This window comes from Clostridium lapidicellarium (assembly GCF_041224415.1).
Lineage (GTDB): Bacteria > Bacillota > Clostridia > Clostridiales > Clostridiaceae > Clostridium_B > Clostridium_B lapidicellarium.
Genome location: NZ_JBGFFE010000001.1, coordinates 176,045 through 190,289 on the forward strand (window position 1 = coordinate 176,045; position 14,245 = coordinate 190,289).

Annotated in this window: 14 protein-coding genes; all 14 read right to left on the reverse strand. The window is 35.9% G+C overall.

What is annotated here, in order from left to right; genetic code table 11:
• Positions 1-133: 133 nt before the first annotated feature.
• Positions 134-1,408, reverse strand: a complete 1,275-nt coding sequence (locus tag AB8S09_RS00885) for a glycosyltransferase family 2 protein (RefSeq protein WP_369868325.1) — start codon at positions 1,406-1,408, stop codon at positions 134-136.
• Positions 1,409-1,538: 130 nt separating this feature from the next.
• Positions 1,539-2,594, reverse strand: coding sequence for a type IV pilus twitching motility protein PilT (locus AB8S09_RS00890; protein WP_294180352.1), 1,056 nt, complete (start codon positions 2,592-2,594; stop codon positions 1,539-1,541).
• A 227-nt stretch (positions 2,595-2,821) separates the two neighbouring features.
• Entirely contained in the window at positions 2,822-3,523 is a 702-nt protein-coding gene (gene sigK / locus AB8S09_RS00895; RefSeq protein ID WP_294180350.1) for an RNA polymerase sporulation sigma factor SigK, read from the reverse strand.
• A gap of 73 nt (positions 3,524-3,596) precedes the next feature.
• Positions 3,597-5,258 (reverse strand): penicillin-binding transpeptidase domain-containing protein, encoded by a 1,662-nt coding sequence (locus tag AB8S09_RS00900; protein WP_294180349.1) that lies wholly within the window; start codon positions 5,256-5,258, stop codon positions 3,597-3,599.
• Positions 5,259-5,336: 78 nt separating this feature from the next.
• Positions 5,337-6,560, reverse strand: a complete 1,224-nt coding sequence (locus AB8S09_RS00905) for a peptidase U32 family protein (protein ID WP_369868326.1) — start codon at positions 6,558-6,560, stop codon at positions 5,337-5,339.
• Between the two features lies 1 nt (position 6,561).
• Positions 6,562-7,209 carry an O-methyltransferase gene (locus AB8S09_RS00910; RefSeq protein WP_294180345.1) on the reverse strand — a complete coding sequence of 216 codons (648 nt, stop codon included), beginning with the start codon at positions 7,207-7,209 and terminating at the stop codon, positions 6,562-6,564.
• Positions 7,210-7,225: 16 nt separating this feature from the next.
• Entirely contained in the window at positions 7,226-8,251 is a 1,026-nt protein-coding gene (gene mltG, locus AB8S09_RS00915) for an endolytic transglycosylase MltG (RefSeq protein WP_294180344.1), read from the reverse strand.
• Between the two features lie 15 nt (positions 8,252-8,266).
• Positions 8,267-10,090: a translational GTPase TypA gene (gene typA, locus AB8S09_RS00920; protein ID WP_369868327.1), complete on the reverse strand. Its 1,824-nt coding sequence runs from the start codon at positions 10,088-10,090 to the stop codon at positions 8,267-8,269.
• Between the two features lie 192 nt (positions 10,091-10,282).
• A complete protein-coding gene (locus tag AB8S09_RS00925) occupies positions 10,283-10,651 on the reverse strand; it encodes a YlbF family regulator (RefSeq protein WP_294180339.1) in 369 nt (122 codons plus the stop codon).
• A gap of 22 nt (positions 10,652-10,673) precedes the next feature.
• Positions 10,674-12,341 carry a ribonuclease J gene (locus tag AB8S09_RS00930; protein WP_294180337.1) on the reverse strand — a complete coding sequence of 556 codons (1,668 nt, stop codon included), beginning with the start codon at positions 12,339-12,341 and terminating at the stop codon, positions 10,674-10,676.
• 274 nt (positions 12,342-12,615) lie between these two features.
• Positions 12,616-13,080: a Fur family transcriptional regulator gene (locus AB8S09_RS00935; protein ID WP_294180335.1), complete on the reverse strand. Its 465-nt coding sequence runs from the start codon at positions 13,078-13,080 to the stop codon at positions 12,616-12,618.
• A gap of 107 nt (positions 13,081-13,187) precedes the next feature.
• Positions 13,188-13,436, reverse strand: coding sequence for a DUF1292 domain-containing protein (locus AB8S09_RS00940; RefSeq protein WP_294180334.1), 249 nt, complete (start codon positions 13,434-13,436; stop codon positions 13,188-13,190).
• Between the two features lie 40 nt (positions 13,437-13,476).
• Positions 13,477-13,890, reverse strand: a complete 414-nt coding sequence (ruvX, locus tag AB8S09_RS00945) for a Holliday junction resolvase RuvX (protein ID WP_294180333.1) — start codon at positions 13,888-13,890, stop codon at positions 13,477-13,479.
• A 61-nt stretch (positions 13,891-13,951) separates the two neighbouring features.
• On the reverse strand, positions 13,952-14,203 hold the full coding sequence (locus AB8S09_RS00950; protein WP_294180332.1) for an IreB family regulatory phosphoprotein: 252 nt from the start codon (positions 14,201-14,203) through the stop codon (positions 13,952-13,954).
• Between the last annotated feature and the right edge of the window lie 42 nt (positions 14,204-14,245).

Consider the following 14,245-nt stretch of genomic DNA (forward strand, 5'->3'; position numbering starts at 1 on the left):
TTTCCTCTTATATTTTATCACATTTAAATAAAATCTCAAATGCAATTAAATAATGTTCATCTATTCTTTCTATAACATAAAATAAAAGGAAAAGATTTACAATCCTTTTCCTTGATAAAATTTGCTTCATAATTCAATTGGCCTTTTCTAAATCCTTTATCTTTATACTTCGGCTGTGAATGGTATGGTGCCATTCTTTATTATTTTTACTTATGATACCCAAAAGTGAAATTGGAAACCACGTAATGGCATATATCGGATAAAATATGTAATATATAAAAATTTTAAAATCCAATTTCTTCTCCAAGATCAAAACAAAAGGAGTATAAACAAATTGTAGTATTGAAAATAGTATCATCAATACAGTTAACAAATTAAAATTAATAGAATATACAACTGTATTGAAATTAGATATCAAATTAAATGCCTTCATGATTTGCTGAACTCCACCGCTTATAGCTGAAAATCCTATAAGCACAGCTATTATGGGCTGAATGCTATAAAGGGCACAGTCCATTAATAAAAAGTTGCAGTTTTTTATTGATTTTTTTACAAGTTTAAAAAAATACCTGCTTGATACATCCGTAAATCCCTGCATCCACCTCTTTCTCTGATCCCAAGATTGAAGAAGCGTAAGGGGTTTTTCATCATATACTACGGCATCATGAGCCCATCCCACCTTATATCCATGCAGTATGAGCTTACAGGTAAATTCCAGATCTTCTGTCAGACAGGTTGCTCCCCAGCCAAGTTTTTTTAAAATATCAGTATCCACTGCAAAACCTGTTCCACCCAATTGGGCTGATAATCCTAAATTACTTCTGGCCAGCTGAAACATTCTGTTATTGGACCAAAATGCTATGGAATAACTTCCTGTAATCCACGTGTCATTGGGATTCTTGCTGTCCAAATACCCCTGAACAACTTTGTATCCCTGGTGAAATTTTTTATTCATCTCTTTCAAAAAATTCTTATCCACAATATTGTCTGCATCAAATATAGCTATATCGTCATATTTTTTCTTCATTTTGAATATCTTATTGAACATCCACTCCAGTGCATACCCTTTGCCGCGCCTTCCCACACTGTTTCTCTCATAAACAAATGCACCCTTTTTCCTGGCTTTCAACGCAGTTTTATCAGTACAATTATCGGCAATTACAAAAATATCATATAATTTTTTAGGGTAATCCAGATCTTTTAGGCTCTCTATAATATCCTCAATCACAATCTCTTCATTATGGGCCGCTATAATCAGTGCAAAACTTCTCTTTGGCTCTACTTCTCCAGAACTTTTTTTCCTAACTATACCAAAAAATGATACGCATAAATAATATATCGTTATTATATAAACCGTGTAAGTTAAAATACAAGAAGTATAACGAATTATATCCTTAAAAATGCTCATTTCAATCCCCCTAATTTAAGGTTATTTTAGCACAACTAAAATCTAATTACTATAGTAATTTGCAATAAAGCCTAAAATAATATACAGCAAAAGAGACAGAATTTCAAATCCTATCTCTTTTCACTTTATTTTATAGAGAAATTATTCTAGTAAGCATATTATTGTCAACAGCATAATCCATTGCAGATTCATAAGAGATACAGCCTTTCCTGTAAAGCTCCGCCAGTGACATATCCATAGTTTTCATCCCATATTTTGAACCCGTCTGCATCGATGATTCTATTTGGTTAGTCTTCCCTTCCCTTATCATATTCTTTATAGCGGCAGTTGCAATCATAATTTCAACTGCCGCTACCCTGCCTTCTCCACTTACCTTGGGTATAAGCTGCTGACACATTATACCTTTTAATACAGCCGCAAGTTGTATTTTCACCTGCTGCTGCTGGTAAGGTGGAAATACATCTACAATTCTATCTATGGTTTTTGCAGCACCTATAGTATGTAAAGTAGAAAATACCAGATGTCCCGTTTCAGCTGCAATGAGGGTAGTGGATATTGTTTCAAGATCTCTCATCTCACCTACCAAAATCACGTCTGGATCTTCCCTAAGCACTGACTTCAGTGCATTTGCATAGCTCAGGGAATCTTTCCCTATTTCCCTTTGACTTATTATGGACTTGTTATGTTTATGTAAATATTCTATTGGATCTTCAAGAGTAATTATATGTGCAGCTCTGCTGGAATTTATCTCATTTATCATAGCCGCCAGGGTAGTACTTTTCCCGGATCCCGTAGAACCCGTCACTAGAATCAAACCTTTTTTATAATTTAAAAGTTTTTTTACTACAGACGGAAATTTCAGCTCACTCAAGGTTGGAATCTTTAAACCTATAACCCTTATTGCAATAGCACAGCTCCCCCGCTGTTTAAACAAATTCACCCTGAATCTTCCAAGGCCTGATACAGAAAAAGAAATGTCAACTTCACCAACTCTGTTATATCTCTCATAATCTTTTCCCAGTATTTCTCTGGAAAACCGTTCAGTATCCGCCGGCTGTAATTTTTCACTTCCTAATTTTTTGAGTTCACCGTTTACCCTTATTACAGGAGGTGCTCCAACTGTCAGGTGCAAGTCTGATGCATTTTTTTCCATAGTTTTTTTCAATAGCTCCTTTAACGCTATCATTTTACGCTCCCCTTTCTAAAACATTTACTCCAAAAATCACTTATCTTCTAAATAATATCTAAAATAAGAATAAACGTTTTATGCAAATCTCTCCTCATCTATAATCGTTATGTATTATTTATACTTTATAGGTAAACTGCATAATAAAATATTATAAATTCCATGTTCATACCGGATGATATACAGCATGGAATTTATCTAACATTTACTTTAAGTACAATATAAAATCATTTTGCCCAATAATTTAACTCCCTGTACAATTTTTTTAATGCTTTTTTTTCAATCCTGGACACATAGGATCTGGATATACCCAGTATTTTTGCTATTTCCCTCTGAGTTCTCGGTCTTCCCTCCAAAAGCCCATACCTCATCTCCACAACACTTTTTTCCCTCTGGGATAAACACGTATTTATTTTAGAGTATAGCTTTTTCACCTGTATTTTTTGTTCTACGATTTCAATTATAGAATTCTCATCACTACCCAGTACATCCATAAGGGATATTTCATTTCCCTCTTTATCCACACCTATTGGGTCCTGCAAATACACTTCGTTTCTAATTTTCTTATTATTTCTTATAAGCATTAATATTTCGTTTTCTATACATTTTGCCGCATATGTTGCCAACCTAGTCCCCTTGGATGTATCAAAAGAATCTATGGCTTTGATAAGCCCCACAGTTCCAATAGAGATCAAGTCATCCACTTCTTTACCTGGATAGGAATATTTTTTTACAATATGTGCCACCAGCCTCAAATTTCTCTCCACTAAAATACTTTTAGCAAGTAGATCTCCTCCCTTTAGTTTCTTTAAATAATATGCTTCTTCATCGTCACTTAGAGGTTGTGGAAATGAGTTATTATTTGTAACATAGGCTGTCATAAATATGACATTTCCAATAATATCTAACAAGTAATTTGTTATAAACACCGGCTGCTCCTCCTAATAGTGCTTATTAATATACTATGAGGAGTTTTTTCAAAAAGTGCATATATAAATAAATTTAATTTAGATATTGCCGTACATTCAAAACTATATTTCTAAAAATCGGGGCTGCAGTATTTCCACCACTTTCATTGTTTTTATCTATATCCTTGACAAATACAACCATAGAATAGTATCTGCCATTATAGTTGAAAAAGCCCACAAACCATCCATCTGAATGCTCCTCTGCAGTCCTGCCCTTGCCTGTCAATTCTATTCTCTGAGTGCTCCCGGTTTTTCCGCCAATTTCCATGCCATCTATATAAGCAGATTTTCCAGTACCATTTTTCACTACATTTATCATCTGGCTTTTCATTTCCTCGGCTGTAGATTTTTTTATAACAGAACTGTTCGTGGTATTTAATTTTTCTATTGTACTATTTTTATCGTCTACATAAGCATCCAGTATATACGGTTTTACATATACCCCGCCGTTTGCCACTGTATTTGGTATGCTGACAGCCTCAAGAGGAGTTATTCTGATATTTTGACCTATGGCTGCAAGAGACAGGCTTCCGTCTGCATAACTTGGATTTTTTACTTCAAATAGTCCCGACTTCTCTTCATCTAGATTCAAAACCTTTTGAAACAGTCCCTGCTTCTTTGCATTGTCATAGAAATTATTAAAACCAACTTTATTTCCTATCTGGGCAAATGCATCATTGCAGGATATGGTAAGAGCTTCGCCTGGGGTCACGCTGCCATGTACCTCATTATCCTCTTCATATAATCCTTTACAGGTAAATTTATCATTTACATTTATAATTCCATTGTCCAGACCTGCCTCTTCCACTATGACCTTAAATATGGAACCTGGAAAAAAGCCGTGATTAGTGGCAACACCTATATTCACATTGGGCTTGCTGTCATCTTTCTGAACAAGAGCTTTTATCTTTCCCGTGTCCGCTTCCGTCAAAATCACCCCTATTTGACTGAAATTCTTATTTTCACTGCTATTTAATATATTCTTTATCCTGTTTTCTATATTTTTATCAACAGTCAACCGCACATTTACGTTATTTTCAGGATAATGGACCTTTTTACTAATTATCTTTCCATCTACGTCTCTTTCAAATACAACTTGAGGTTTTTCATTTTCTTTTGTCTTTTGATATATCTGCATTTCTAAAGAATTTTTACTTTTAACCTGGTTGTCTTCACTCCTCTTGTAATTTTGAAGCAGGTTTTCCACACTCCAGGCACCGGACTTCTTCAAAGGAGAATAAGCATAAGTATAGACTCCATTTATTCCGCTGATATTCCTGAGTTTGTTATAGGTATTTATATCCACCTCATAATACAATTTCTTGCTGCTGCTCAATATTCCTGTCTTAGACAAATCATAGTCACTATTATAATTTCTGAGAGTATAAACCAAAGTGAGCATTTTTTCCGAATCCACATTCTCATTGTCCTTTAAAAATACTTCCGGCGATATGACTACATAATATTTTTTATCGTAATCCATAAGCTGTTTTCCACGGCAGTCATACAGTATATAATCGGCATCGGTTAAATCCTCTTTGTAAGAATACTGTGAGTCCGCCATCACACCCAATTTATCACTTCCAAAATACTGAAGTCCTATTATTTTAAAATACAGCAGTGAAAATATCAAAGCAATTGTAAAAAATAAAATACACTGCCTCCTGTGTATTACGAATCTATTTATTTTCAACATAAAAAACACCTCATCTAGATTAATTTCTATCCAAAATAAGGTATTTTATTCATTTGCCCAATTCCACCACACAGCAAATTATTTTTTAGCTTTTATAAGCATATCGCCTTTTTTCAGTTTTCTGTCTACCGATACAGTAAATATCATCTGGGCAGCAGGAGCCGACTTTATTTTTTCCCCTCCTTCATTTTTCATATTTTTCAGGCACACATTAAAATTGTCACCTGCCGGACTCAATACTTCAACATTATCTCCGCTGTACACTTTATTCCTCTGTTCTACAACTGCAGTACTGCTGTTCTCGTCATAATTTCTAACAACCCCTACTATGTCATAATCTCTTACATAGGATGAACTTTCAAAAATCTGGCTGTCCCTGTCACCGAAATAAAATCCGGTATAATATTTCCTATGACTGGCCTTCATTAAATCCTCCATCCATTTCCTTTTAAATACATACCTGTCGGGATTGTCAAAATAGGAATCCAAGGCTCTTCTATAAGCTTTAACCACAGTAGCCACATAGTATGCGCTTTTCATCCTTCCCTCTATCTTAAATGAATCTATACCTGCCTTCACTAATTCCGGAATATGTTCTATCATACAAAGATCCCTGGAATTTAATATATAATCCCCCTTTGTATCTTCAAACACCGGAAAATATTCTCCAGGTCTCTTTTCCTCCATAAGATAGTATTTATACCTGCAGGGCTGGGCACACTCTCCCCTGTTAGAATCCCTTCCCGTCATATAATTTGAAAGCATACATCTGCCTGAATAGGCCATACACATTGCTCCGTGTACAAAAACTTCTATCTGACAATCTTCAGGCAAATGTTCCCTTATTTCCCTTATTTCCTTAAGTGAAAGTTCTCTGGCAAGGATTATTCTCTTTATACCCTGTTTATACCAGAATACAGCGGACATCCAATTAACATTATTGCTCTGGGTGCTCAAATGCAAGTCCAAATCCGGTACAATTTCCCTGGCAGTCATTATTATGCCTGGATCCGACACTATTATCCCATCTACATTCATCTCATATAATTTTCTCAGATAATCTTTCAGACCAATCAGATCTTCATTGTGTGGGAATACATTTACCGTAACAAAAGCTTTTTTCCCTCTATCGTGAACATATTTTAAGCCTTCCTCCAGCTCTTTGTCTGTAAAATTATCTGCAAAGGCCCTTAAATTGAGTTTATTTCCTCCCAGATAAACTGCATCTGCCCCAAAATCCACAGCAGTTCTCAATTTTTCCAAATTGCCTGCCGGTGCCAATAATTCCGGCTTTTTTTTCATATCAATTCCTCCTCACGGTAACGGCAATGCCATCACCCATAGGTATAACCGAAGTCATAAACTCATCATTATCAGATACCATGTTTAAATATTTCCTCATTCTTTTGACTATGGTTATCTTCCTTCTTTTCACCAGTTCGTCAGAAGCCACCATTCCTCTAAAAAGTACATTGTCTGCAACTATTATGCCTTCTTTATCCAGAAGTTTCAAACAATAAGGTAAAAAATGGTTATAATGTGCTTTCCCGGCATCGATAAATATAAGATCAAAGCTTTCACTCATATCTCTGAGTATTTCCAAACAGTCTCCTTCAATGACATCTATATACTTCCCCAAATTATATTTTTTTACATTTTCCCTGGCAATTTTGACCATGTTTTTATCTCTTTCAATAGTGATCACATGGTTCTTTCTATGAGAACTGAGGCTCATCAAAATAGCGGAATAGCCAACAGCAGTTCCAAGTTCCAGAATTCTGGAGGGCTTTTTTATATTTATCATAAGTTCCAAAAATCTTGCCGTCTCCCTCTGTACTATGGGTATGGATTTCTCAGAGGCATATTCTTCTATCTCCTTCAGTATTCCATCATGATCCCCTATCAGAGATACTATATAATCTTTTATATATTCATGCTCAACTCCGCTCATTCTTGCCTCCCAAAACCTATTCGCCCTGAGTAGTTTTCTTAACTTCTAAAAATTTTTCACTGCTGTCTGTAAAAAAGTGAGTCCCATCATTTTTAGAAACAAAATAAATATAATTTGTCCTGTCGGGTTTTACAGCTGCCAGTATGCACTCTTCACCCGGATTTGATATAGGCCCCTCCGGAAGTCCATTTACTTTATAAGTATTATAGGGAGAAACCACCTGCAGATCCTTATAATATACTTTATCCTTATGCACATTCAGTGCGTATAAAACCGTAGCGCAGGACTGAAGTTTCATATTCTTGTTCAGTCTGTTGTAAAACACAGATGCAATCTTCCCTCTTTCTTCAGGTTTCTTAGCTTCTTTTTCAACTACAGAAGCCAGAGTTATAATTCTATCCTTTTCCTCGGCACTCAACTGTTTTCCCGTATCCTTCTGAACTTTGTCCATAACTTCGGAAAATCTATTTAACATAACTTTAATTATATAATCTCCGCTGCTGCCCTTGAGAAAATCATAAGTATCCGGAAATAAATATCCTTCCAGGGCATATCTTCTGTTTGAGTCTTTCTTTATAAAACTTGGAAGCTTATATTCCCTGCAGCTTTTTATAAAATTCGAACTGCTTATTATTCCCTTTTTCTCCAGCAAATTTCCTATCTGTTCTACATCATACCCCTCAGGCACTACAATTTCTACAGGTCTGTCATCTCTAATGCCTTTTTCCATATAGAGTACAAAATCATTTATGCCTATATTTTCGGAAAAAGAATACCTTCCTGGCTTTAATGAACTGTTTTCAAAATGTCTACCTGTATACCACTTCAGCAGTGATGGACTCTTCACCAATCCAAGACTGCTCAAATTATCTACAACCTGATTCAATTTTTCTCCCTGTCTTACTTGAAAATTTATCTTCTTCTCACTGATTTTGAAAGGGTGCCTTATACTTTGCAGGGAATGATACAGGGCACCGGCAATCAACAAAATTAAAGCCACACTACAGAGTAAAAAAATACTTTTTTTTAAGTTTCTTTTCACTGTAAACAACCCTTCCTATTTTCTTCTCATGGCCTTTCTTCTTAAATCCGTATCCAATATCTTCTTTCTCATTCTTATACTCTTGGGAGTAATTTCCACCAATTCATCCTGTGCTATAAATTCCAGTGATTTTTCCAGAGTCATTTCCGATACAGGAACCAGTTTCAACGCTTCATCAGCTCCCGAAGATCTCGTATTCGACAGATGTTTCTTCTTACACACATTTACCTCTATATCTTCCGGTCTTGAACATTCACCGGCTATCATTCCCTCATACACTTCCACTCCAGGTCCTATAAACAGCGTTCCTCTTTCCTGGGCGTTAAAAAGTCCGTAGGTTATAGATACTCCCGGTTCATACACTACCAGAGATCCTCTTGTCCTTCCCGGCATATCTCCCTTGTACTCCTCATATCCATCCAGTACATGGTTCATTATGCCGTTGCCCTTAGTATCCGTCATAAGTTCATTTCTAAAGCCAATTAATCCCCTTGCAGGCACCTTGAATTCCAACCTGGTGTATCCATTTACGGCTGAGGTCATATTTACCATTTCAGCTTTCCTGGGTCCAAGTTTCTCTATGACCACACCCATAAATTCTTCAGGTACGTCTATAGTGAGGTATTCAATAGGCTCCAATTTCTTTCCGTTTTCCTCCTTGAATATGACCGTGGGCTTGGAAACCTGAAATTCATAACCTTCTCTTCTCATAGTTTCTATTAAAACTGAAAGGTGAAGTTCTCCTCTTCCACTTACCTTAAAACAATCTGGCGAATCAGTTTCTTCCACCCTGAGAGCCACATTTGTCTCCAGTTCTTTCATAAGTCTATCCCTCAAATGTCTGGAAGTTACAAACTCTCCCTCTCTACCGGCAAAAGGAGAATCATTTACCATGAAATTCATAGTCAGCGTGGGCTCATCTATATCCACAAATGGCAGAGGTTCAGGATCCGATGCAGAGGCAATCGTTTCACCTATATTTATATCCGGTATTCCAGAAACTGCAACTATATCTCCCAACTTAGCCTCTTCGACTTCAAGTTTTTTTAATCCATCATACACATAGAGGTTTGATACCTTAACATTTTCTACCTTATTTCCCTTTCTTATAAGAACTACCGGTTCATTTTTCTTTATAACTCCCCTTGTTATTTTACCTATACCTATTCTTCCCACATATTCATTGTGATCTATGGTAGTTATGAGAAGTTGAAGGGGTTTATCCAGATAACCCTGGGGTGCCGGTGCATTTTTTATTATGGCATCAAAAAGAGGTTCCATATTGGTAGACTTGTCTTCCATTTCTTTTTTAGCAATTCCATCTTTTGCCGAACAGTAAATCACACTAAAATCCAGCTGCTCGTCATTAGCCCCCAATTCTATAAACAGATCAAATACCTTATCCAAAACCTCGGAAGGTCTTGCATCCGGCTTATCTATTTTGTTTATCACAACTATTGGCTTTAATTTCAACTGCAGTGCCTTCCTCAAAACAAATTTTGTCTGGGGCATCGGACCTTCAGCAGCATCTACCACCAATAGAACACTGTCCACCATCTTGAGCACACGTTCCACTTCACCGCCAAAATCAGCATGACCCGGCGTATCTACAATGTTGATCTTAACTCCCTTGTGAGTTACGGCAGTATTCTTTGAAAGTATGGTAATCCCCCTTTCCCTTTCAATAGCATTTGAATCCATAACCCTATCTTCAACTTTTTCATTTGCCCTAAATATATTGCTCTGTCTCAGCAGCGCATCCACTAGTGTAGTCTTACCGTGATCTACATGGGCAATTATTGCTACATTCCTTATATCATTTCTAGTAAATAAATCCATTATTATTCCTCCAATTTATATCTTGATCTATGGAATTATATTCAAAAATCAAATTTAGTACCGTAATCAACTTGCAAATCGAATAAGTACTCAAAAAAATTGGATACTTTTTGTATCCAATTCAAAGCTGCCATCATTATTTTAATATCATAATATTAAAAAGTCAACTTCTGAGTCCCAAGTTAGCAGTTTTCACTGTGCATTAACCTTATCTTTACCGTCTCCGAAAGAGAAATCCACTCCTATAGCATCATTTAGCATCTTCAATATGTTCTGCCACATAACGCTAAATTTCTGTTCAGCCTGTATATATTCATCCACAGGCGGGTTAGCGGAAATCACATTTCCCATATCTTTAAACTTTTCCACAACTTCCTCTGAAACCTTTCCGTTTTGAACCTGCTGTGAGTAGGCATCCAGTTGAATTTTCCTAAAATCTTTCAATATTTTTTTATAATCTTCATTGTCTTCCACTTTCTGGTTTGACTTCCGCAGATTAACCACTTCATCACATTCCCTGAGATCTTCAGCAAATTCCCTTGCCCTATCATATATATTCATCGTCAAATACTCCTCTACTTTATTATATTTCCATAATTATAGGCAATATCATGGGCTTTCTCTTTGTCTTTTCATAGAGAAATGATCTTAGTACTTCTTTTACATTGGATTTTATGCTTGACCATTCCGTAATATGTTTTTCCTGACACTCTTTTAAAGCACCACGAACAAGCTGTTTGGCCTCCTCCATCAAATCCTCCGACTCTCTAACATAGACAAAACCTCTAGATATTATGTCAGGCCCTGCAATGACTTTACCGGTTCCCTTTTCAATCGTAATTACCACTGTAAGTATACCGTCCTGAGAAAGATGTCTCCTGTCTCTTAAAACTATATTCCCTACATCTCCAACTCCCAGGCCATCTACAAATACCTGTCCAGATACCACTTTTCCATTTTTTCTTATGGAATTCTTAGTAACCTCTACAACATCTCCATTATCCGCAATAACTATATTCTTAGGACTGAGTCCAAGTTTCATCGCCAGATCTGCATGTTGTTTCAGATGTCTGTATTCTCCATGAACAGGCATAAAAAATTTTGGTTTCACAAGAGTGTGAATGAGTTTTAATTCCTCCTGACAGGCATGCCCTGATACATGAACATCTGCCAGAGCCTCGTATATCACCTGTGCTCCCTGTTTAAACAACTGATTTATCACCCTTGAAACCAATTTTTCATTTCCAGGTATGGGGTTCGCTGAAATTATTATCGTATCTCCGGGAATGATGGTCACCTTTTTATGTTCACAAGCAGCCATCCTCGAGAGTGCCGACATGGGTTCCCCCTGACTTCCGGTAGTTATTATCACTATTTTATTACCGGGATACTTGTTTATATCGTCTATACTTATAAGAGTGTTTTTCCTGATTTTTATATACCCCAGGTTCATAGCCACTTCCATTATATTTTCCATGCTTCTGCCGGAAATAGCAACCTTCCTGCGGTACTTTTCCGCAGCAGTGATTACCTGCTGTATTCTATGAATATTAGATGCAAAAGTAGCAACTATTATTCTGCTTTTTGCCACTGCAAAAAATTTCTGAAATGTCTTGCCCACCGTCTTTTCCGACATGGTATATCCTGGCCTTTCCACATTGGTACTATCGGCCAGCATAAGAAGTACCCCCTCTTTTCCAAGTTCAGCAAACCTAGCAAGATCAATTACACAGCCGTCAATGGGGGTGTAATCAACTTTAAAGTCACCAGTATGAACTATTATCCCAACAGGAGTATGAACTGCAATAGCCATAGAATCAGCTATGCTGTGGCTAGTTCTTATAAATTCCACGGACATTCTATTTAATTTAATTACGTCACCTGCTTTTATGCACTTTAAATCCACCGATCCGCTTAAACCGTGCTCCTTTAATTTTGAATCGACAATTCCCAATGTCAATTTGCTCCCATATACAGGTACATTGATCTCTTTCAATACATACGGCAGTGCACCTATATGGTCTTCATGCCCATGAGTTAAAAATATACCCTTTACCTTGTTTACATTCTTCTTAAGATAAGTTATATCAGGTATGACTATGTCTATTCCCAACATCTCTTCGTCCGGGAACTCCATTCCACAGTCAATTACTATTATCTCATCTTTATATTCTATTACTGTAAGATTCTTTCCTATTTCACTTAGTCCGCCTAATGGAATAATCTTTATTTTATCCTTTTCTTTTCGCAATAAAATCTTCCCTCCTTGTTTAAAAATTATTTTATTATCTTTACAACCGGTAACAAATATTTTATGAAGGAGTCATTTGTGAACCACCCCAACTTAGCTTTGCATAAAGTCAGAGCGTACTTGATCAACAACAGCTGCACTACGAACAGCAGTTTCTATTATTTGCCAAAACATCTCCGCAGTTCCTATACTTCCCATTGTCAGTGGGGTTCATCATACCACTCATTACATTAAATAACCCGCTCATAAAATATAAAAATTACAAATTGCAATTTTACTTATACTTACCTGATTTCCTGCATTCACTGCATATACCATAAAATTTTAAACTGTGGTTTAAAATTTTAAAATCATATTTTTTCTCTATTTCTTTTTCAAGAGGTTCCAAAAGATCATCCGTAACCTCAATTATTTTCGAACATTTAGTGCATATCAAATGGTGGTGCCTGTGGTTTTCTTCTTTGTGTATTATTTCATATCTGCTGCACCCATCATCTAACTCCAGTTTGCATATAACTCCTATTTCATCTAAAAGCTGAACAGTCCTATAGACTGTAGCCAGGCCAATTTCAGGACATTCACTTCTGACCTGATCGTATATCTCTTCCGTTGTAAGATGTTTTCCTTCATTTCTTATTATAATATCAACTATAGCTCTTCTCTGAGGAGTAAGTTTATACCCCTTTTCCTTTAAGCTATTTTTTAATCTCTCTATTTCTGAAGAGGAAAGCTTCGTCATAACTATACCCCATTTCAAATTAAATTTTAAAATATGAATAAAAAACTTTTCTATAATCTTAAGTCTAATATAACAGAAAAATATTGTCAATTGAAAATCAATTAATATTAGAACAAAGTTTCATATACTTCTGAAACTTGGTTAAATTCATCTTCATTTTCCACAGTTGCAAAAATCTCTCTGCCATTTTTATCCTTTATTATTTTAAGTACTATAGCCTCTTTAGATTCTTTGCACTCTTCAGGTATTGCAATTACGTATTCCCTATCCTCTATATCCAATTTGGTAACCACTTCAAATTGAACTTCTTCCCCATTTTCGTCCTCCAATATTAAATTTTTAATATCGTCTTTCATATAATTTTCCCCTTTGTAAAAATCAAGTTTACAAAAACAGTCAATTTGAAATACTGTCCAAATATCCCTGTAAAATATATGTAGCTGCCATCTTATCTACTATTTTTTTCCTTTTTGCCCTGGAAAGATCCCCCTCTAGCATGGCCCTATTTGCCGCCACCGTAGTTAATCTTTCATCCCACATTTTTACAGGCAATTTCATAAGTTTTTCCACATTTTTGCAAAAATCCATTACACTTTTACTTTGGGGTCCAAGTGTTCCATTCATATTTTTAGGAAGACCGGAAACAATCAATTCTACACCGTATTTTTCACAAATAGCTCTAATCTCATCAATGTCTTCCTTCAATCCCCTTCTCCTTATGGTAGTAACCCCTTGTGCTGTAAAGCCCAATGGATCGCTCATTGCAACCCCTATAGTTTTATTGCCTATATCAAGTCCCAGTATTCTCAATTTTACACTCTCCCAGTTATTATGCTCATATTCAAAATAAAAATGCCCTAAAAGGACATTTTTATTTTATACCTAAATAAACTTTCAAAACTTCTTCAAGTATTTCATCTCTCTCAAGTTTTCTTACCAATGACCTTGCTCCATTATAATTTGTTATATAGGTTGGATCACCTGAAATCAAGTATCCTACCAATTGATTTACTGGATTATATCCTTTTTTAATTAGCGAATCATAAACTTCAGTCAATATTTCCTTTGTCAGTGCTTTTTTACTCTCAGAAATGTCAAACTGAATAGTATTATCCTTACCCATATATATATCACCCCGCTAACATTCTAATAGATTTATTATAGA

Coding starts and splice junctions, on each gene's coding strand:
- typA (WP_369868327.1), bottom strand. CDS start 10,090: ATGGATTTATTTACTAGAAATGATATAAGGAATGTAGCAATAATTGCC.
- AB8S09_RS00950 (WP_294180332.1), bottom strand. CDS start 14,203: ATGGGTAAGGATAATACTATTCAGTTTGACATTTCTGAGAGTAAAAAA.
- AB8S09_RS00935 (WP_294180335.1), bottom strand. CDS start 13,080: ATGACGAAGCTTTCCTCTTCAGAAATAGAGAGATTAAAAAATAGCTTA.
- AB8S09_RS00910 (WP_294180345.1), bottom strand. CDS start 7,209: ATGAGCGGAGTTGAGCATGAATATATAAAAGATTATATAGTATCTCTG.
- AB8S09_RS00925 (WP_294180339.1), bottom strand. CDS start 10,651: ATGAATATATATGATAGGGCAAGGGAATTTGCTGAAGATCTCAGGGAA.
- AB8S09_RS00890 (WP_294180352.1), bottom strand. CDS start 2,594: ATGATAGCGTTAAAGGAGCTATTGAAAAAAACTATGGAAAAAAATGCA.
- AB8S09_RS00905 (WP_369868326.1), bottom strand. CDS start 6,560: ATGAAAAAAAAGCCGGAATTATTGGCACCGGCAGGCAATTTGGAAAAA.
- AB8S09_RS00940 (WP_294180334.1), bottom strand. CDS start 13,436: ATGAAAGACGATATTAAAAATTTAATATTGGAGGACGAAAATGGGGAA.
- AB8S09_RS00885 (WP_369868325.1), bottom strand. CDS start 1,408: ATGAGCATTTTTAAGGATATAATTCGTTATACTTCTTGTATTTTAACT.
- AB8S09_RS00900 (WP_294180349.1), bottom strand. CDS start 5,258: ATGTTGAAAATAAATAGATTCGTAATACACAGGAGGCAGTGTATTTTA.